At 61.2% G+C, this 19,579-nt stretch carries 18 protein-coding genes; 9 read left to right on the top strand and 9 right to left on the bottom strand.

Annotated elements, in window-relative coordinates:
• Positions 1 to 8 precede the first annotated feature (8 nt).
• Positions 9 to 1,667, top strand: coding sequence for a thiamine pyrophosphate-binding protein (locus tag CO667_RS24390; RefSeq protein WP_097620868.1), 1,659 nt, complete (start codon positions 9 to 11; stop codon positions 1,665 to 1,667).
• Positions 1,668 to 1,711: 44 nt separating this feature from the next.
• On the opposite strand, the gene CO667_RS24385 is transcribed toward CO667_RS24390, so the two are convergent.
• From CO667_RS24385 to CO667_RS24375, 3 genes are all read right to left on the bottom strand, one after another.
• Positions 1,712 to 2,056 (bottom strand): RidA family protein, encoded by a 345-nt coding sequence (locus tag CO667_RS24385; RefSeq protein WP_097620867.1) that lies wholly within the window; start codon positions 2,054 to 2,056, stop codon positions 1,712 to 1,714.
• A 72-nt stretch (positions 2,057 to 2,128) separates the two neighbouring features.
• Positions 2,129 to 2,467 carry a TIGR01244 family sulfur transferase gene (locus tag CO667_RS24380; RefSeq protein ID WP_097620866.1) on the bottom strand — a complete coding sequence of 113 codons (339 nt, stop codon included), beginning with the start codon at positions 2,465 to 2,467 and terminating at the stop codon, positions 2,129 to 2,131.
• Between the two features lie 71 nt (positions 2,468 to 2,538).
• Positions 2,539 to 3,378, bottom strand: coding sequence for a DUF4432 family protein (locus CO667_RS24375; RefSeq protein WP_097620865.1), 840 nt, complete (start codon positions 3,376 to 3,378; stop codon positions 2,539 to 2,541).
• 254 nt (positions 3,379 to 3,632) lie between these two features.
• Between CO667_RS24375 and CO667_RS24370 the strand changes: the two genes are divergently transcribed.
• The 4 genes from CO667_RS24370 to CO667_RS24355 all read left to right on the top strand — a co-directional run bounded on the left by CO667_RS24370 (position 3,633) and on the right by CO667_RS24355 (position 7,798).
• Entirely contained in the window at positions 3,633 to 5,033 is a 1,401-nt protein-coding gene (locus tag CO667_RS24370) for a L,D-transpeptidase (RefSeq protein ID WP_097620864.1), read from the top strand.
• Between the two features lie 180 nt (positions 5,034 to 5,213).
• Entirely contained in the window at positions 5,214 to 6,182 is a 969-nt protein-coding gene (locus tag CO667_RS24365; protein WP_097620863.1) for an aliphatic sulfonate ABC transporter substrate-binding protein, read from the top strand.
• Positions 6,183 to 6,203: 21 nt separating this feature from the next.
• Positions 6,204 to 7,043, top strand: a complete 840-nt coding sequence (locus CO667_RS24360; RefSeq protein WP_097620862.1) for an ABC transporter permease — start codon at positions 6,204 to 6,206, stop codon at positions 7,041 to 7,043.
• Positions 7,043 to 7,798 carry an ABC transporter ATP-binding protein gene (locus CO667_RS24355; RefSeq protein ID WP_097620861.1) on the top strand — a complete coding sequence of 252 codons (756 nt, stop codon included), beginning with the start codon at positions 7,043 to 7,045 and terminating at the stop codon, positions 7,796 to 7,798. Before CO667_RS24360 ends, CO667_RS24355 begins: the two co-directional genes overlap by 1 nt.
• Before the next feature lie 50 nt (positions 7,799 to 7,848).
• Here CO667_RS24355 and CO667_RS24350 read toward each other — a convergent pair whose 3' ends face one another.
• The 6 genes from CO667_RS24350 to CO667_RS24325 all read right to left on the bottom strand — a co-directional run bounded on the left by CO667_RS24350 (position 7,849) and on the right by CO667_RS24325 (position 15,475).
• Positions 7,849 to 8,547 (bottom strand): ParA family protein, encoded by a 699-nt coding sequence (locus CO667_RS24350; RefSeq protein ID WP_097620860.1) that lies wholly within the window; start codon positions 8,545 to 8,547, stop codon positions 7,849 to 7,851.
• Positions 8,548 to 8,776: 229 nt separating this feature from the next.
• Positions 8,777 to 9,931, bottom strand: a complete 1,155-nt coding sequence (locus tag CO667_RS24345) for an iron-containing alcohol dehydrogenase (RefSeq protein ID WP_097620859.1) — start codon at positions 9,929 to 9,931, stop codon at positions 8,777 to 8,779.
• Positions 9,928 to 11,313 carry an aldehyde dehydrogenase family protein gene (locus CO667_RS24340; RefSeq protein WP_097620858.1) on the bottom strand — a complete coding sequence of 462 codons (1,386 nt, stop codon included), beginning with the start codon at positions 11,311 to 11,313 and terminating at the stop codon, positions 9,928 to 9,930. Before CO667_RS24340 ends, CO667_RS24345 begins: the two co-directional genes overlap by 4 nt.
• 201 nt (positions 11,314 to 11,514) lie before the next feature.
• Positions 11,515 to 12,879 (bottom strand): glutamine synthetase family protein, encoded by a 1,365-nt coding sequence (locus CO667_RS24335; protein WP_097620857.1) that lies wholly within the window; start codon positions 12,877 to 12,879, stop codon positions 11,515 to 11,517.
• Between the two features lie 144 nt (positions 12,880 to 13,023).
• Positions 13,024 to 14,586 (bottom strand): amino acid permease, encoded by a 1,563-nt coding sequence (locus tag CO667_RS24330; RefSeq protein ID WP_097620856.1) that lies wholly within the window; start codon positions 14,584 to 14,586, stop codon positions 13,024 to 13,026.
• Between the two features lie 118 nt (positions 14,587 to 14,704).
• Positions 14,705 to 15,475, bottom strand: coding sequence for an N-formylglutamate amidohydrolase (locus CO667_RS24325; protein WP_097620855.1), 771 nt, complete (start codon positions 15,473 to 15,475; stop codon positions 14,705 to 14,707).
• A gap of 178 nt (positions 15,476 to 15,653) precedes the next feature.
• Here CO667_RS24325 and CO667_RS24320 point away from each other — a divergent pair, with 178 nt between their 5' ends.
• The 4 genes from CO667_RS24320 (at position 15,654) to CO667_RS24305 (ending at position 19,574) form a co-directional block, all read left to right on the top strand.
• Entirely contained in the window at positions 15,654 to 16,526 is an 873-nt protein-coding gene (locus tag CO667_RS24320) for a MurR/RpiR family transcriptional regulator (protein WP_097620854.1), read from the top strand.
• A gap of 192 nt (positions 16,527 to 16,718) precedes the next feature.
• A complete protein-coding gene (locus tag CO667_RS24315; protein ID WP_097620853.1) occupies positions 16,719 to 17,822 on the top strand; it encodes an ABC transporter substrate-binding protein in 1,104 nt (367 codons plus the stop codon).
• Between the two features lie 73 nt (positions 17,823 to 17,895).
• Positions 17,896 to 18,789: an ABC transporter permease subunit gene (locus CO667_RS24310; protein ID WP_097620932.1), complete on the top strand. Its 894-nt coding sequence runs from the start codon at positions 17,896 to 17,898 to the stop codon at positions 18,787 to 18,789.
• A complete protein-coding gene (locus CO667_RS24305; RefSeq protein WP_097620852.1) occupies positions 18,786 to 19,574 on the top strand; it encodes an ABC transporter permease in 789 nt (262 codons plus the stop codon). Before CO667_RS24310 ends, CO667_RS24305 begins: the two co-directional genes overlap by 4 nt.
• The last annotated feature ends 5 nt before the right edge of the window (positions 19,575 to 19,579 follow it).

Raw genomic sequence — 19,579 nt, 5'->3', positions numbered from 1 at the left:
GCATTGTCATGAAGAAAACCGGCGGAGAACTGATCGTCGAGGCGTTGAAGGCGAATGGCGTCAAGCGTCTTTCCTGCGTGCCCGGCGAGAGTTTCCTCGCCGTTCTCGACGCGTTGCGCGACAGCGATATCGACGTCCTCGTCTGCCGCCAGGAGGGCGGGGCGGCGATGATGGCGGATTGCTGGGGCAGACTGACCGGCGAACCCGGCATCTGCATGGTCACCCGCGGCCCCGGCGCCACCAATGCTTCCGCCGGCCTGCATATATCAAAGCAGGATTCGATCCCGATGATCCTGTTCATCGGCCAAGTGCAGCGCGAAGCACGCGAGCGCGAGGCGTTCCAGGAGGTCGAATTCCGCCGCGCCTTTACCGAATTCGCCAAATGGGTGGGCGAGATCGACGATGCCGCCCGCATTCCCGAGTTCGTCACCCGCGCCTTTGCGATCGCAACCTCCGGCCGCCCCGGCCCCGTGGTGCTGACCCTGCCGGAAGACATGCTGCGCGACGAAGTCGAGGCGCCCCGCGCCAAGCGCTATGTCGGCGTGGAAGCCCACCCCGGCCGCAGCCAGATCGACGATTTCTATCTGCGCCTCCTCAAAGCCGAGCGGCCGATGGTGATCCTCGGCGGCACGCGCTGGGATGCCGATGCCGTCGCCGATTTTGCAGTTTTCGCCGAACGTTTCAAATTGCCGGTCGGCTGCTCGTTCCGCCGGCAGATGCTGTTCGATCATCTGCATCCCTGTTATGCCGGCGATGTCGGCATCGGCATCAATCCGGCGCTGGCAAAGGAGATCAAGGAGAGCGACCTGCTGATCCTGCTCGGCGCCCGCATGTCGGAAATGCCCTCCTCGTCCTATACGCTGATTGATATCCCCTACCCCCAGCAATCGCTGGTCCACGTCTATCCCGATGCGTCCGAACTCGGCCGTATCTACCGCCCGGATCTTGCGATCTGCGCCGCAGCCGCCGATTTCGTTGAAGCGCTCGCCGATCTGGAAGCGCCGGCCGAGCCGCATTGGGCGGAGCGCACGGAACGCATGCACCAGGCCTATCTCACCTGGTCGAAGCCGCCTTCGACAGGTCCGGGCACCGTCCATATGGGGCCGATCATGGAGTGGCTGGAGGCCAATACCGGGCAGGACGCGATCTTCACCAACGGCGCCGGCAACTATGCCACCTGGGTACACCGCTTCCATCGCTTCCGCCGCTTCAACACCCAGGCGGCCCCCACCTCCGGCTCGATGGGTTACGGGCTGCCGGCCGCCGTCGCCGCCAAGCGGCTGTTTCCCGAGCGCGAGGTCATCTGCTTTGCCGGCGACGGCTGTTTCCTGATGCACGGCCAGGAATTCGCCACCGCCATCCGCTACGGCCTGCCGATCATCGCGGTGGTCGTCAACAACGGCATCTACGGCACCATCCGCATGCACCAGGAGCGTGAATATCCCGGCCGCGTCAGCAGCACCGATCTGACCAACCCCGATTTCGCCGCCCTTGCCCGCGCCTATGGCGGCCATGGCGAAACGGTGGAAAGGACGGAAGAATTCGCCCCGGCCTTCGAGCGGGCGCGCGCCAGCGGCAAGCCCGCAATCATCGAAGTCAAACTCGATCCGGAAGCGATCACGCCGACACGCACGCTGTCCGAAATCGCGCAAACAAAAAGCCGGTGAGTTCGTGAATTGAACTCACCGGCTTCAACCAATTTAAAACGTTTTTAGTCGATCGCGGCGGTGACGATGAACTCGACCTTGTATTTCGGCGCTGCGAGCTTGGCTTCGCTGGTGGCGCGCGCCGGCGGATTGGCCGGATCGATCCAGGCTTCCCAGGCGGCGTTCATTTCGGCGAAATAGGCGATGTCGGAGAGATAGACGATCGTCTGCAGGATCTTCGACTTGTTGCTGCCAGATGCAGCCAGCAGGCGGTCGACTTCGGCAAGTGCAGACTTGCACTGATCGGTAACACTTTCGCCCTCGCCGACCTGGCCTGCGAGATAGACCGTGTTGCCGTGAATGACGGCGCCGCTCATGCGCGCGCCGACGTCGATACGCTTAATGCTCATCATAGTCTCCTGAGTGAATGGAAGGGGATGGCGCTGCGACGCAGCGCCGGAAATCGGCAGCCGGAACGGAGCCTAGCTGCGGATATGGTGGGTCTTCTGATAGATCGCCGTCGAGCGGGCGCCGGAGCGGCAATAGCCGAGCATCGGCCGCGGGAATTCGTCGAGCGCATCGACCATGCCCTGCACCGCTTCCTCGGTCACGCCCATCGGTCCGACAGGCACATGGGCGATCTCGAGGCCGATCTCCCTAGCGCGCGCCTCGATGACGGAGAACGACGTCTGATCGGGGCTTTCGTGGTCGGGACGGTGGCAGACGATCGATTTGAACCCGAGCGCCTTGATCTCGTCGAGTTCCTCCAGCGTGATCTGGCCCGAAACCGAATATTCATCGTCGATCTGGCGAATATCCATCGTCTTGTCTCCTCAAAAATCGTGGGCTGAAGGTCTACGACGGAGGTCTGCCAGCGTCAACAACACTTCGCTCACAGGAAGGTAAAGCTCAGCGCATAGCTGCGGCTCTCGCCGGGCGCCAGCAGATTGAACTCGCCGGCGGCCTGAAGCTCGTCACGCAACACCCAGCGATGCGAAACCGGCTCGATGCCGATGATATGGGCCGGCGCCTTCTGGTTCCGCCACACCTGCAGATAGGGCAGCGTGTCGGCGCGGAAGCGCACGCTGAGCGTCCTGCCGCCGATCGCGGCGATGGGCCCGAGGCGGATTTCCGCGAAGCCCTCGTCCGTTGCCGGGGCCGCCAAGCAGAAGATGCCGCCCGGTTCTTCGCCGAATGTCCAGGGGAAACCGCCATTCTCCAGCATCCGGCCTTCGAGCCGCGTGCCCTCGTCCAGCCATTTGCCGCCGGTGTTGATGTGATACATCAGGAAAGTCGGCACCGTCTGGTCGCTGGTATTGACCACCCGATCCTCGAGCCGCACCTCGCCGGTCGCCCCGTCGATGCGCCACAGCCGCTCGATGCGCTGGGGCAGTCCCTCGACGGTCACGATGTCGATATCGGCGCGGCATTCGGCATTGCCGTTTTCATATTTCGTCCACAGCACCTTGGCCGCATGGCCGGAGGCCGATCCGTGCAGCGGATAGACCTGGCCGTCGGCCCGGCCGGCGATCGGCTGGCGGTGGCGGATATGATCCGGCCCGCACGTGAAGAGGAAGCCTTCGAGCGAATGATCGATTCGCGGATCGCCGTCGTCGGGAATGGCGCGCTTCGGCGCAATATCGATGCCTTCGATGATGCATCCGCCGATATCCAGCACCGATGTTTCATCGAGCATCAGGCGCGGCCCGCTTGCGGCGGCAAATTCGATCATCGCAATCTCCTCAAGAGTTTATATCAGCCGTAGCGTTAGGTTTCGCACCGCCTTTCGTCAATTAGCGCCGCCGCCATCTGGTGTTTTTGCCGTAAGTGTGGAGTTTGCGGAACCGACACAGAGACGCAAACGTTTATGAGTAAAAGGAAATCTTAGTGATTTTCATATTTTGTTCAGCACGCTTTCATAAATTCCACACTAGCGTCAAAATTCGCAGGTGTGTGTCTGCCAGTCACTGTTCGAGGTTTTCAGACGTGAATCGCTTTTTGAAGTCGGCATTTTCGCTTGCGGCCGTGCTGGCGGCCATTGCGGCTGCAGCGCCGGAGGCAGGCGCGCAGCAGTTCCGCGACCGCCGCCAGAGCGATGTCGTGCTGGTGACGCCGAACGGCGAAATCCTCGACTATGTCCCGCGCGGCTATATCTACGCCCGCGACCGCAGCGGCAACCGCGTGCTGATCGACGACTACGGCAACGTCGTCGCCACCGAGATGCGCGCCCGCGGCTACTATCCGCCGCGGCCCGGCCCGCGCGATGTCTATGCCGACCAGAACGGCAACGATCCCTATTATGCCGACGACAACACCTATGGCGACACCCGTTACTCCGAGCGCGGTGCGGTCACCGGCGGCATTCCGCGCGATGCGGCGATCGAACGCCAGCCGCTCGGCGACCAGCCCTATCCCGAAGACAACAGCATCGGCAATCCGCAGCCGAACGACGACTACGCCTCGATCGAGCCCGACCAGCAGATCCCGCCTGCCGACGCGCCGAAGGCAGCACCCGACGAACCCGTCATCACGCTGAAGAACAAGTCGAAGCCCGAGATCGTCGCACTGCAGGTGTTCCTCGACCGCGCCGGCATCTCTCCCGGCGTCATCGACGGCCATATGGGCTCAAACGTCACCAAGGGCATCTATGCCTATGACCAGATGACCGGGTCGAAGCTCGATCCCAACGACACCGATGCCATTCTGGAAGAGCTGCGCATGAACGGCGGCCTGCCCGTCGTCAGCTACACGATCACGCCGGCCGATGCCGCCGGTCCCTTCGTCGCCCAGATCCCGGAAGATTATTCGCAGAAGGCGCTGCTGCCGTCGCTTGCCTATACCTCGACCACCGAAATGCTGGCCGAGCGCTTCCACATGGACGAGGCCTTCCTCAAGGAGATGAACGCCGGCGCCGATTTCAGCGTGCCCGGCACCGTCATCAAGGTCGTTAATCCCGGCGAGCCGAAAAGCGGTGAAGTCGCCCGCATCATCGCCGACAAGGGCCGCAAGCAGGTCTTCGCCTATGACGGCGCCGGCAACCTCCTCGCCGCCTATCCGGCATCGATCGGCTCCACCGACACTCCCTCTCCGTCGGGCCTGGTCAATGTCGAGCGTGTCGCCCTCAATCCCGGTTATACCTATAATCCGAAGATCAATTTCCAGCAGGGCGCCAACGACAAGATCCTCAACATTCCGCCCGGCCCGAACGGCCCCGTCGGCACCGTCTGGATGGCGCTTTCGAAGCCGACCTACGGCATCCACGGCACGCCCGAGCCCTCGAAGATCGGCCGCACCCAGAGCCACGGCTGCATCCGCCTGACCAATTGGGACGCAACCGAGCTTGCCAAGATGGTCAAGCCTGGCGTGACGGTCGAGTTCGTCGACTGACCGCAGAACGGGATTGACCTTGGCGCGGCCAGGCTATTGCTTCCGCTTTTTGACACAACAATCTAGCCGCGGCCGCGACGGCAGTTCAAATTTGCTCTCCCGTTTCAAAGTTTGGAACCTGAAAGCGCGCCAAAAGCTATAAAATCTGTAGATTTCATCTACTGACATTTAGGAGGTCGTATGAAATCGTTTGTTCGCTTGGCTTTGAGCGTGTTCGCGGGTTTGGTCGCAGTCGGCACGGCACAGGCTGCCGATGTCTCGGAAATTCGCGTGGACTGGGCAACCTACAACCCGGTCAGCCTCATTCTGAAGGATGAAAGCATCCTGGAAAAGGAATTCGAAAAGGACGGGATCAAGATAACCTGGGTCCAGTCCGCGGGCTCCAACAAAGCCCTGGAATTCCTGAATGCCGGCTCCCTCGACTTTGGCTCGACGGCAGGTGCGGCGGCACTGATCGGCCGCGTCAACGGCAATCCGATCAAATCCATCTACGTCTATTCGCGTCCGGAATGGACCGCGCTCGTCACCCGTAGGGATACCGGCATTGCCAAGGTCGAGGACCTCAAGGGCAAGTCCATCGCCGTGACGCGCGGCACCGATCCGCATATTTTCCTGGTACGCGCGCTTGCCGATGCCGGCCTCACCGAAAAGGATGTTTCGCTTGTTCTGCTGCAGCATGCGGACGGCCGCCTTGCGCTGAAGCGCGGTGACGTCGATGCCTGGGCGGGCCTCGATCCCATCATGGCCTCCGCCGAGATCGAAGATGGCGATGTTCTCTTTTATCGCAAGCCGGAGAACAACAGCTGGGGCGTTCTCAACGTGCGCGAGGAGTTTGCCGCCGCGCATCCCGACATCGTCAAACGCGTGCTTGCCTCCTACGAGAAGGCCCGCACTGAGGCTCTGAAAGATCCGGCCAAGCTCAAAGCCGCCCTCGTTGCCGCCACCAAACTGCCCGATACCGTGATTGAGCGCCAACTGGAGCGCACGAACCTCGGCTATTCCGTGATCGGCGATGCCCAGCGCGAGACGATCGAAGCCGCAGGCCTTGCTCTGCAAAAGGCGGATGTCATCAAGGCGGATGTCGATGTCAAAAAGGTCGTCTCCACGCTGATCGATCCCAGCTTCGCCTCCGCCGCTCTCGGCCAATGACGCGATAGGAAACACATTCCCATGTCGTTGGTCGACATCGCGCTATCATGGCGCAATACCGAAACGGAAAGGGAGATCCGGCAGCGCCGGGTCTCGCCTTTCGATCACCCGATCGTCGGGATCGTGTTTCCACTCGCATTGTTTGCCGCCTGGGAGATCCTCGTCCGCACGGGGATCGTCGGCGGCCGCTTGATGCCTCCGCCCTCGAAGATTCTCTATACGGTCTATGCACTGGCCGCATCCGGCGATCTGGCTACCCATGTCGGTGCGACACTGCGCAGAGTGGCGATCGGTTTTGCCTTCGGGTCCCTGGCGGGAACTGTGCTCGGGGCGCTGACCGGCTCCTCCAAATTGCTCGCACGGCTGCTCGATCCGAGCCTGCAGGCCCTCAGAGCCATTCCGTCTATTGCCTGGGTGCCGCTGTTCATCCTGTGGTTCGGCATTTTCGAAGCCTCCAAAGTCGCCTTGATTGGCGTCGGCGTCTTCTTTCCAGTCTATCTCGGGGTCTATGGCGCCGTCGTCGGCGTCGACAGGCGCATCGTCGAGGTCGGCCGCGTCTTCCGGCTTTCCGGGTTCGAGCTCATTCGACTGATCCTGCTGCCGGCAGTTCTACCCGACTATATCCTTGCCCTGCGCGCCGGCTTGGGTCTCGGTTGGATGTTCGTCGTCGCGGCGGAATTCATGGGCGCGTCGGAGGGCCTGGGATATCTCCTGGTGGACGGGCAGCAGCTCGGGAAACCGGATCAGATCCTCGCCGCCATCTTGATCTTTGCCATTGTCGGCAAGGCGACCGACAGCCTGCTTCTGATTGCAACCGCGCCGTTTCTGCGCTGGCGCGACAACCATGCGAGCGGGATCTGATGCTCGATATCCGTTCTCTATCGAAGATCTATCCCAACGGAACGCATGCGCTGCAGGATTTTTCCCTGAGCGTCGGAAAGGGCGAGCTGATCGCAGTCATTGGAGGGTCGGGCTGCGGCAAGAGCACTCTTCTGAGGCTGTTGTCGGGCCTGGAAGCACCCACCCAGGGCGAAATCAGCCTGGAGGGACGGCGGCTGACGGAGCCGGATGCCCTCGTGAACCTCGTCTTCCAGGAGCCTCGGCTCTTTCCCTGGTTGACGGTCGCCGAGAATATCGGTTTCGGCCTGCGTCATCTGGCAAGCGGCGAACGCGACAAGCAGGTATCGGCAGCCCTGGAGAAGATCGGCCTTGCCGGCTACGAGAAGCGCTGGATCAAGGAACTATCCGGCGGGCAGGCGCAACGCGTGGCCTTGGCGCGCGCTCTCGTGACGAAACCATCAGTGCTTTTATTGGACGAGCCCTTCTCGGCCCTCGATGCGATGACGCGTGTCGAACTCCAGGATCATCTGATCGATCTATGGCGCGTGAATACCACGACGATGCTGCTGGTCACGCACGACATCGAAGAGGCCGCGTTTATGGCAGACCGCGTCGTCGTGATGCGCCCCTGGCCGGGACGCATTCTGGAAGTGGTCGATATAGGCCTGCCGCGGCAACGCAATCGCATGTCGGACGAATTGGCCGGAGTCAAAAGGCGCCTTTCCGACCTTCTGGCTCATTCTCTCAATGATGGCCGCCGCACGGCAAGCGCCTAAAGACGCGTCGCGGGCGAACCGGACGCATTCGTCTAAGGATGCCGGATCTGTCAGGCCGCCGTCGCCATCCGCGCCGATGCGGTCAGCCTGACAGGCAGCTTGCGCATCATTTCCTCGGCAAAACAGGTGGCGTTTTCACGCGCCTTGTCGAGATTGCTGACACGCGTCGGGTCGATCGTGTGCAGCGTGCCGCCACAGTCGAAGATGTCGCGAAAGGCGGAGCGTTCGATGATGGCCGTGTCCAGCACCGGCACGTGCCGCTCGCTGAGCAGCGACTTGACGACTTGCAGCGCCCGCGTCGTCACCATCGAGTTGACGCGGGTCAGCACCACCGAATGACCGATCTTGATGCCCGCCTTCTCGTCGAGATACTGCAGCAGTTCGAGCACCTGCGCACCGCCGCGCGCATCCATCGCACAGCCCTGGATCGGGATCAGCACGTGGTCGGAAAGACCGACGGCGGTGGCGAGCAGCGGATTGCGGGCGCCCGGCAGGTCGACGATGAAATAGTCGGTATTGTGCTTGTTCTCGCTGATATGCTGCGGCAGCGAAGCGGTGGTCACGAAATCGATCACCGAAACATTAGGCACATGACCCGATATTTCGTGCCAGCGCGAAATCCAGTGCTGTGGATCGGCATCGAGAATGGTGACGCGATAGCCCTTGCGAGCAAGCTCGGTTGCGAGCAGGAGGACAGCGGTCGTCTTGCCGGCGCCGCCCTTGGTGTTTGCGAATGTAATGACAGGCATGTTCGGTCCTCGGAAGGAGATGGTGCGAGCCGGAATCGCTCTTTTACGCACCCTCGGAGCATCGTGCGGTTAATCCATCCTTTCTAATCATGGTTAACAAATTCGAAACACGCGCGGCGAAATTGCAGCCGGTATTTTTCACATCCCTAAAATTGGGGATACGGACGGAACGAAAAAGCCTGGAAAACCGAGGTCTTCCAGGCCAATTTGCAGGTCCGCTCTTATGCCGTCAGAAGCAATCCCTGAAAAGCGCCTTGGTATTTTCGAGCGTCAGTGCCACCGGATTGCCGCCTGCACTCGGATCCTCGATCGCCATGGCCGACAATTCGTCGATGCGATCGTCCGCGATTCCCATTGCCGACAGCGTTTCCGGCACCCCGAGTTCGGAACGAAGCTTCAGCACATAGTCGTAGAAGCCGTCGAAACCGCCTGAGATGCCGAGATAGGCGGCAGCGCGGCCGATCTTCTCCTCGATTGCCTTGCGGTTGAAGCGCAGTACCGCCGGCATGACAACGGCATTGGTCATGCCGTGATGGGTGTTGTAGACGGCGCCGATCGGATGCGACAGCGCATGGATGGCGCCGAGTCCCTTCTGGAAAGCGACCGCACCCATGGCGGCAGCCGCCATCATGTTGGCGCGGGCTTCGAGATCGGTGCCTTCCCTATATGCGCGCGGCAGGAATTCCTTGACGAGCCGCATGCCTTCCAGCGCGATGCCGGCCGACATCGGGTGATAGAAGGGCGAGGAATAGGCTTCGAGGCAATGGGCGAAGGCATCCATGCCGGTGCCGGCGGTGATGATCTTCGGCATGCCGACCGTCAGTTCCGGGTCGGAGATGACGACGCCGGGCAGGAACTTCGGATGGAAGATGATCTTCTTCACATGGGTTTCGGAATTGGTGATGACGCTGGCGCGCCCCACTTCCGAACCGGTGCCCGCCGTCGTCGGCACCGCGACGATCGGGGCGATGCCCTCGAGGCTCGCGCGCGTCCACCAGTCGCCGATATCTTCGAAATCCCAGACCGGCCGCGTCTGGCCAGCCATGAAGGCGACGCACTTGCCGAGATCGAGACCGGAACCGCCGCCGAAGGCGACGACGCCGTCATGGCCGCTATCCTTGAAGGCCTTGACGCCGGCATCGAGGTTCTTCTCGTTCGGGTTCGGATCGACGTCGGCAAAGATCGCCCGGCCGAGACCGGCATCTTCGAGGATATCGAGTGCGTTCTTGGTGATCGCCATCGAGGCAAGGCCGCGGTCGGTGACGAGCAGCGGCTTCTTGATGCCGAGGCTCTTGCAGGCGTCGGCCAGTTCCTTGATGCGGCCCCGGCCGAGCTTGACCGATGTCGGATAGCTCCAGTTTGCGGTAATGTTGCTGCTGCTCATGCTGTGACTTTCTTCAGATGGAAGGATTTCGGACGCGTCAGATTCTGGAAGCCGATGATCGAGAGCGAGCCGCCGCGGCCGGTCTCCTTGACGCCGGTCCAGCAGAGCGCCGGATCGAGATAATCAGCGCGGTTCATGAAAACGGTGCCGGTTTCGATGTCGCGGCCAAGCCGCGCCGCCCGCTCGACATCCTTGGTCCAGAGCGAGGCGGTGAGCCCGTACTGGCTGTCGTTCATCAAAGCGAGTGCCTCCTCGTCGCTCTTCACCTTCATGATGCCGACCGCCGGGCCAAAAGTCTCTTCGCGCATGAAGGCCATGGAATGGTCGACATTGACGAGAACCTGCGGTGCGAGATAGGCGCCGCCGTCATCCTGAGGGAAAAGCTTGGGATCGACAAGCGCCTTGGCGCCCTTGGAAACCGCGTCGGCGATCTGCTCGCGCACCACCTTGGCGAAGCGCTTGTGCGCCATCGGCCCGAGCGACGTCTCGGGATCGAGCGGATTGCCGAGCTTGTAGTTCGACACCCAGGCGACCGATTTTTCGACGAAGGCGTCGTAGAGCGATTCATGCACATAGATGCGCTCGATGCCGCAGCAGCATTGGCCGGAATTGTAGGTCGCGCCGTCCATCAGCGTATCGACGGCCGCCTCGAGATCGGCGTCCTCCATGACGTAACCCGGATCCTTGCCGCCAAGTTCGAGGCCGAGGCCGGTGAAGGTGCCGGCGGCCGCCCGTTCCATCGACCGTCCACCCTCGACCGATCCGGTGAAGTTGACGAAGTTGAAGCTGCCGGCGGCAATCAGCGCCGAGGTCGTCTCATGATCGAGGAAGACGTTCTGGAAGACGTCCTCGGGAACGCCGGCCTCGATGAAGGCCTGCACCAGCCGCTCGCCGACCAGCAACGTCTGCGAGGCATGTTTCAGCACCACCGTATTGCCGGCCATCAGCGCCGGCGCGATCGTGTTGATCGCCGTCATATAGGGATAGTTCCAGGGTGCGACGACGAAGACGACGCCATGCGCCTCGCGCTCGATGCGGCGCTCGAAACGCTCACTCTCCTCGACGACAACAGGCGCCAGCGCATCCGCCGCGATCGAGGCGACATAGTTGGAACGCTCGTTGAAGCCCTTGTATTCGCCGCCATACTTGATCGGCCGTCCCATCTGCCAGGCCAGCTCCGGCACGACGGTGTCGGACATCTCGTTCAGCCGCGCAGCACCCTTCAGCACCAACTGCACGCGCTCTTCGAGCGGCCGTTTCGCCCAGGCCTTCTGCACCTTGCGGGCACGCGCCACCACGTCTTTGGCGGCATCGAGCGAAAGTGCCGGACGCTCGGCATAGACCGAACCGTCAACCGGTGAAATGCATTGGATCATTGCCATGATCGATTCCTGTCCTCGTATTATTCAAAATGTGGTGGGCGACAGCCCCTCATCCGCCTGCCGGCACCTTCTCCCCGTAAACGGGGCGAAGGGGATATGCCGCAACCTCTCGGTTCCCCGCAACGTCTCGGATGGCAAGTCCCCGCTCCCCGTTCTTACGGGGGAGAGGGTTAGTGGGAGGGGCAAACCCTGAAATGCCTATTAAGCTCTTTCGAAACCGCGCGCCACTTCCCAGTCGGTGATACGGCGGTCGTATTCCTCCTGCTCCCATTCGGCAGCACGGGTGTAATGATCGATCACATCGTCGCCGAAGGCTTTGCGCAGCATTGCCGATTCCGTCATTTCGGTCGTCGCCGCGCGCAACGTGCGCGGGATTTCGCGAATGTCCTTGCCGCCATAGGCGTCGCCGACGAAGGGGGCTTCGAGTTCGAGCTTGTTCTCGATCCCGTCGATGCCGGCCGCAAGCAGCGCGGCGAAGGCGAGATAAGGATTGAGATCGGAGCCGCCGACGCGGCATTCGATCCGGATTCCCTTGGTCTCCTCGCCGCAGAGGCGATAGCCGGCGGTACGGTTGTCCTTGCTCCAGATCGCCTTGGTCGGCGCGAAGGTGCCGGCCATGAAGCGCTTGTAGGAATTGATGTAAGGCGCCAGGAAATAGGTGATCTCGCTTGCATGGGCGAGAAGCCCGGCGATGTAATTGTGCATCAGCGGTGACATGCCGTATTTCCCGGTATGGTCAAAGAATAGCGGTTTTTCCTCCAGGCTCCAGAGCGACTGGTGGATATGCGAGGAACTGCCAGCGGCATTGTAGTTCCACTTGGCGAGGAAGGTGATGGCCTTGCCCTTCGACCAGGCGATTTCCTTGCAGCCGTTCTTGATGATCGCATGCCGGTCGGCCATGGCGAGCGCATCGGCGTAGCGCACATTGATCTCCTCCTGGCCGGCCGAAGCCTCACCCTTGGAGTTCTCGACCGGGATGCCGGCGCCCTGCAGCCCGGTGCGGATCGCCCGCATCACCTCTTCCTCCTTGGTGGTCTGGAAGATGTGGTAGTCCTCGTTGTAGGCGCTGGCGAGCTTGAGGTTGCGGTAGCCGGACGCCTGTGCCGCCTCGTAGGTCTGGTCGAACAGGAAGAATTCCAGTTCGGAGGCCATATAGGCCTTCATGCCCATATCTTCGAGGCGCTTCACCTGCTTCTTCAGGATCGCGCGCGGCGAATGGGCGACCTCCTCATGCGTATGATGGTCGAGCACGTCGCAGAGCACCAGCGCCGTGCCGTCGAGCCAGGGAATCCGGCGCAGCGTCGCCAGATCCGGCTTCATGGTGTAGTCGCCGTAGCCCTTTTCCCAGCTCGTCGCCTTGTAACCGGAGACGGTCTCCATCTCCACATCGGTCGCTTGCAGGTAGTTGCAGCTGTGCGTTTCCTTCCAGGCGCTCTCGACGAAATATTCCGCCTGGAAGCGCTTGCCCATCAGCCGGCCCTGCATGTCCACCTGGCAGGCCAGAACCGTATCGATGCGCCCTTCGGCAACATCCTTCCTGAGATCGTCGATTGTGTAGCTGCTCATGATTGATCCGCCTGAATTGGGATTGAGAGATCGGGACAACGAAATCGCATGCGCTCGGCCGGATGATGGCCTGATGCCTTTTCGTTGAACCGGTGACGGGGCCGCAGGATGCGGCCCCGCCATTTGAGAGGGAAGCCTCGATGCTTACTTTTCGCCGCTTTCGCCGACGGCTGCTTCGGCTGCCGCGATCTCGGCCTGGCGCTTTGCCACATCGGCGCCGATCGGCGGACCCTTGAAGCGCCGGCTTTCGAAACCGAACCAGACGATCGCGGTCAGCAGGAGGAAGCCAACAGTAACGTAGAGCGCGGCACCGTTCGGCGGCTGGATGCCGAGAATGAAGATCAGGATCATTGCGATCACAGTCAGCACGGCAAAGAGCTTGAAGACGCCTTCGCCGAGGTTCCACGGACCCATCTTGTCCCACTTCGATGTGCCCCAGGCGAAGAGGCCCAGCGTGATCGGGATCGCGAAGGAGAAGAACAGGAAGATGACCGTGCACGAGACGACGATCGTGTAAACCGGCGTATCACCGACTTTCATGAAGTCGAGTGAGGTGAACCAAACGAAAAGCACCGACAGGATGGAGCCGGTCCAGATCGCAGCCACCGGCGTGCGATACTGCGGACTGACCTTCGACAGTGCCTTCGATGCCGGAAGACCGCCGTCACGCGAGAAGGCGAAGATCATGCGCGAGACCGAGGTGACGGTCGCAAGACCGCAGAGCCACTGGCTGACCAGGATGGCGAGATAGAGAATGTCCTTGACGATCGGGTTGACCTGGCTGTCCATCGCCCAGAAGAACACATTCCAGCCCTGCTTTGCCGCATCGTCCATGTTCGGCAGCATGAGGACGAAGGCGCACAGCATGATATAACCGAAAAGTGCTGACCAGAGCACCGAAGCGACCATGCCGCGCGGCACCGACTCGGCGGCCTTGACGGTTTCTTCCGACGTATGCGCCGAGGCGTCATAGCCGGTGATAGTGTAGATCGGCAGCAGCAGGCCGACGAGGAAGACCCAGGCGCCCGAGGTGGACGGCCAGACATTGCCGCCGGCTTCGCCGGAATAGTTGGCGAAGGTGAAGAGACGGCCGATCTCGTAGGAGGGCGCTGCAATCAGGCAGACGGCCGCCAGTGCGATCGAGGTCGCGAAGATGAGATAACCCGAAAAGTCGGTCAGCTTCGCCGTCAGCCCGATACCCATGTGGTTCACGAGCGCCTGCGCACCGGTGATGATGACGAGGAAGATGATACGCACCGTTGTGGTATCCGTCAGCCCGAGATAGCTGGTGCCGAACGAACCCATGAAGAAATAATAGGTGCCGACATTGATGGCGCCGAGCACGGTGACGAGACCGAGCAGGTTGAACCAGGCGGTCAGCCAGCCGGTAAAGCGGTTACCGAGGATCGAGCCCCAGTGATAAAGCCCGCCGGCCGTCGGATAGGCCGAGCTGATCTGCGCCATGGCGACGGCAAAGACGAGCGAGATGAAGCATCCCACAGGCCAGCCGATGCCGATGGCCGCTCCGCCGGCACCCGAGGTCGCCTGCGCCAGCGAATTGATGCCGCCGGAGAGGATGCAGATGATGGAGAATGAGACGGCGAAGTTCGAGAACGAACTCATGCGTCGTTCGAGTTCCTGGGCATAGCCCATCGAATGCAGGATATGCACATCCTGCTTTTTGTCCAGATCGGTATAGTCCGACATGACTTCCCCCTGTTCACGATCGGCCGCGGGATTGCGTGCCGGTTCAGTACCAATTGTCCGCGGCGTTTTCGCCATTCGGACGTTCGCAGTAGACTGCTCCCTCGGGTCTTCTTTTTATTCAGGCGTCCAGGCTTTGCTGGAGCAACCCTTTCAGATAATCGGCCATAACCCCTTGGCCGATATCGTCTGCGATGAGGTCGTTGCGGACCTCGATCATCACATTGCGCAAGCCGTTCGAAAGCCCGTGCAGGATCAGCGTATGGGTGACGCCATCCTCAGGCCCGTAAGGCTCGTTGCGTTCCGTCCTGTAAAGCGGCGCCTCGGCCGCGACCGCCAGCATGCGGTCGGCGAGCCGGCTGTCCTCATCGTGCAATATGCCGAGTTCGACGGCGCGTTCGCGGCCGTGATAGACCGGCGTGAAGCTGTGCATCGTCACGATGATGCTGTCCTGCCCCCTCGCTCGGCGATCGCGGATCAGCCCGCGAATGGCATCGTGGAAAGGCACGTAGAGAGCGTCGGTGCGCGCAAGCCGTTCTTCCCCAGTCAGATCCTGGTTACCGGGAATGGCGTAAATCTCGCTCGTCTCCGGCATCGCGCCGGGTGAATTGGGCGGCCGATTGCAGTCGTAGATAAGCCGGGAGAACCGCTGGTAGACGAGCGTCGCGTCGAGCGCTTGCGATATGCTGCGGGCAACCGCGAGCGCCCCCGGATCCCAGGCAATGTGGCTCGACAGTGCTTCGCTGGGCAGACCGAGATCGCCGAAATGCGCGGGCAGCGCGTTCGAAGCGTGCTCGCAGACGATCAACACCGGGCTCCGGCCGTCGACACGCTCGATCCCGACGCAGTCGCCGTCCGCTTCGCTGAGGATTTTCGGCCGGGCCAGCACCAAAGGCGCCACTCCTTATCCCTTAATAAAATATTTATAAGAAAAGAATTCTTCAGGTTTTGGTCGGTGTCAAGCGTCGACTGAAAATTTCTTTTCATGACAGTGGTTGACATGGATTATGACAGCGTTGTTAACTTTGAGTGGGAAAGTGGCGCCAGACCATCCCGGGGAGCATACTTACGTGACAGTTGCGTCGAAGACGGTTTCGGACGTCATACACTCGCATTTGGGGGTGCTGACTCGCGCCGAGAAGCAGCTGGCCGAAAGCCTTCTCGACAATTACCCGGTTTCCGGCCTCGGCAGCATCACCACGATCGCCGAGAATGCCGGTGTCTCGACGCCGACCGTCGTGCGCATGGTGCAGAAGCTCGGTTTCAAAGGCTATCCGGACTTTCAGGCGCATCTGCACCTGGAGGTCGAGGCGACGATCTCGAACCCGATCGCCAAGCATGATCGCTGGGCGCAGAACGCGCCGGGCACCCATATTCTCAACCGTTTCGCCGATGCCATCATGGGCAATCTGCGCCAGACGCTGACCGATCTCGATACCGCGACCTTCGACAACGTCGCCGCGCTGCTGTCGGATCGCAAACGCGGCCTCTATTTTGCCGGCGGCCGCATCACCGGCGCGCTTGCCGAATATTTCTTCACCCATATGCAGGTGATCCGGCCGGCAACGGCGCTGCTGTCGTCGAACTCCAGCAGCTGGCCGCAATATGTCCTCAACATGAACGCCGGCGACATCCTGATCATCTTCGACATCCGCCGCTACGAGCAGGAAATGGTCAGCCTTGCCACCGCCGCCCGCAAACGCGGCGCCGAAATCGTCGTCTTTACCGACCAGTGGGGCTCGCCCGCCGCCAAGCTCGCCAGGCATGCCTTCCGTGTCCGGATCGAAGCACCATCGGCCTGGGATTCCGCCGTCGTCACTCTGTTCATCGTCGAAGCACTGATCGAGGCCGTTCAGAACTCGACCTGGGACGAGACGAAGGAGCGCATGAAGACGCTGGAAGGCCTGTTCGAGCAGACCAAGCTTTTCCGTAAACCGGGTTAGGGAGGACAAGACTAAACAAAAAGAAAAACAATGACGGATTTTCACGGAAACAGACTGCGCTGTCGCAAATAGAACGCTTGTCGCAAACGCCTGATATTCAGGGTGAAATGAACGTCATCCAATCGTCATACAAGCTTCATGTAAGCTGATTAACAGCATCGCCAGACACTGAAAACCCGAAGGAGAACAACAGTGATCTCTAACATTTCTCGACTGCTGTCGCTTTCTACTGCGATGATCGTGGCTTCGACCGCGATTGCCGCTGCTGAGCCGAGCGCTGAACTTATCGCCGCCGCCAAGAAGGAAGGCACCCTGACGACGATCGCTCTTCCGCACGACTGGTGCGGCTATGGCGACGTCATTGCCGGCTTCAAGGCCAAGTATGGCCTCGAGGTCAACGAACTGAACCCGGACGCCGGTTCGGGCGACGAAGTCGAAGCCATCAAGGCCAACAAGGGCAACACCGGTCCGCAGGCTCCTGACGTCATCGACGTCGGCCTCTCCTTCGGCCCGTCCGCCAAGAAGGACGGCCTGATCCAGCCTTACAAGGTATCGACCTGGGATTCGATCCCGGACACCGCAAAGGATGCCGACGGCTTCTGGTACGGCGATTATTACGGCGTCCTCTCGTTCCTCGTGAACAAGGACCTCGTCAAGGAATCGCCGGCCGACTGGCCCGATCTGAAGAAGAGCGACTACGCAAACACCGTCGCCCTTGCCGGCGATCCGCGGACCGCCAACCAGGCAGTCCAGGGCGTTTACGCCGCTGGTCTTTCCGCATCCGGCGGTAACGCCGCCAAGGCAGGCGAAGAAGGCCTGAAGTTCTTTGCCGAACTGAACAAGAGCGGCAATTTCGTACCTGTTGTCGGTAAGGCTGCTCCGTTCGCTCAGGGCTCCACCCCGATCATCGTTGCCTGGGACTACAACGCCCTCTCCTGGGGCCAGAGCCTGAAGGGCAATCCTCCGTTCGAAGTGGTTGTTCCGAAGACCGGCGTCGTTGCCGGCGTCTACGTCCAGGCCATCTCCGCCTTCGCTCCCCACCCGAACGCTGCCAAGCTCTGGATGGAATACCTCTATTCAGACGAAGGTCAGCTCGGCTGGCTGAAGGGCTATTGCCACCCGATCCGATTCAACGATCTTGCCAAGAACAACAAGATCCCGAAGGATCTGCTCGACAAGCTGCCGCCGGCAGCAGCCTATGAAAAGGCTGTCTTCCCGACGCTCGAAGAGCAGGCCGCCGGCAAGGAAGCCATCACCAAGAACTGGGATTCCGTCGTCGGCGCCGCCGTCAAGTAATCTCCGATCCAGCCTCCCCGCCCGCCAAGGCGGGGAGGTTTTCTCACTCCGACGCCCCAGGATGAGCTTTTCCATGAGCACCGTGTCAACGCCTATGGTGAGCAGCGCCCCCTTGATCAACCGAGACCGTGTGATCGACTGGCTGGGCATTGCACCCTTCATCATTTTTTCCCTGCTGTTCCTGATCATCCCCACGCTTTATCTTGTGGCGGGCGCATTCCTGACGCCCGAGGGCGACCTCACGCTGAAGAATATCGGCGATCTCTTTACCCCATCGATCATCAGCGCTTACTGGATCAGTATCCGCGTCTCGGTCGCCTCCGCCCTCGGCGGCGCGCTGATCGGCTTCTTTCTCGCCTGGGCCGTCGTGCTCGGCGGTCTGCCCTCCTCCGTGCGCTCGACGCTGCTAACCTTTTCCGGCGTCGCCTCGAATTTCGCCGGCGTGCCGCTCGCCTTCGCCTTTCTCGCGACGCTCGGCCGCACCGGCCTCGTGACGTTCCTCCTGCGTGAATGGTTCGGCTTCAATCTCTACGGCACCGGTTTCAACCTGCTGTCCTTCTTCGGCCTCACCATCACCTACATGTATTTCCAGATCCCGCTGATGGTGCTGATCCTGACACCCGCTCTCGACGGCATGAAGAAGGAATGGCGCGAAGCCTCGCAGATATTAGGCGCAACCAACCGTCAATACTGGACAATGGTCGCAATGCCGATCCTCTGGCCGAGCTTGCTCGGCACGACGCTGCTGCTCTTCGCCAACGCCTTCGGCGCCATCGCCACCGCCTTTGCGCTGACGGGCAGCTCCCTGAACATCGTGCCGATCCTGCTTTACGCGCAGATCCGCGGCGACGTCCTGCACAATGCCAACCTTGGTTACGCCATCGCGCTCGGTATGATCGTTATTACAGGCGTCTCCAACGTCCTTTACCTCATGCTGCGCATGCGCGCCGAACGGTGGCAGAAATGAAAGCTCAACGTCTCGGAGCCTGGATTGCCGTCATTCTGGGTGCATCCTATTTCGTCATTCCGCTGATCGGCACGATCGAGTTTTCGCTACGCATGCGCCGCGGAGAATACAGCTTCGATGCCTATGAATCGGTCTTCTCGGACATTCAATTCCGCGAGACCTTCGGCTATTCCATGCTGATGGCGTTGCTGACGATCGTCTTCGGCATGCTGCTCGTCGTGCCGACGGCCTATTGGGTGCGGCTGCGCCTGCCGCAGATGCGCCCCGTCGTCGAATTCATCACGCTGCTGCCGCTCGTCATTCCGGCGATCGTCATCGTCTTCGGTTACCTCAGGATGTACAACTCGTCGTCCTATCTGCCGCTGACGGGTTCGACGACCGGCACCAACATCCTGCTGGTCTTCTCCTATATCACGCTGTCCCTGCCCTACATGTACCGCGCCGTCGATACCGCCATGCGCGCCATCGACGTCCGCACCCTGACGGAGGCGGCCGAGAGCCTCGGCGCCCGCTGGACGACCATCATGTTCAAGTGCATTTTCCCGAACGTCATGAGCGGCGTGCTCTCGGGCGCGTTCATCACGCTCGCGATTGTCATGGGCGAATTCACCTTCGCCGCACTGCTCAATCGCCCGGCCTTCGGCCCGTATCTGCAGCTCGTCGGTGCCAACAAGGCCTATGAGCCGTCGGCGCTCGCCGTCATCGCCTTCTCAATCACCTGGCTCAGCATGGGCCTGCTCAACCTCGTTTCCCGCGTCGGCAAAGCCCGCCCGGCAAAGGCTTAAGGTAA

The organism is Rhizobium sp. L43, assembly GCF_002531725.1.
Classification (GTDB): Bacteria; Pseudomonadota; Alphaproteobacteria; order Rhizobiales; family Rhizobiaceae; genus Rhizobium.
The sequence above is the reverse complement of the archived record's forward strand: the minus strand, read 5'-3'. Positions and strand labels throughout refer to the sequence as shown.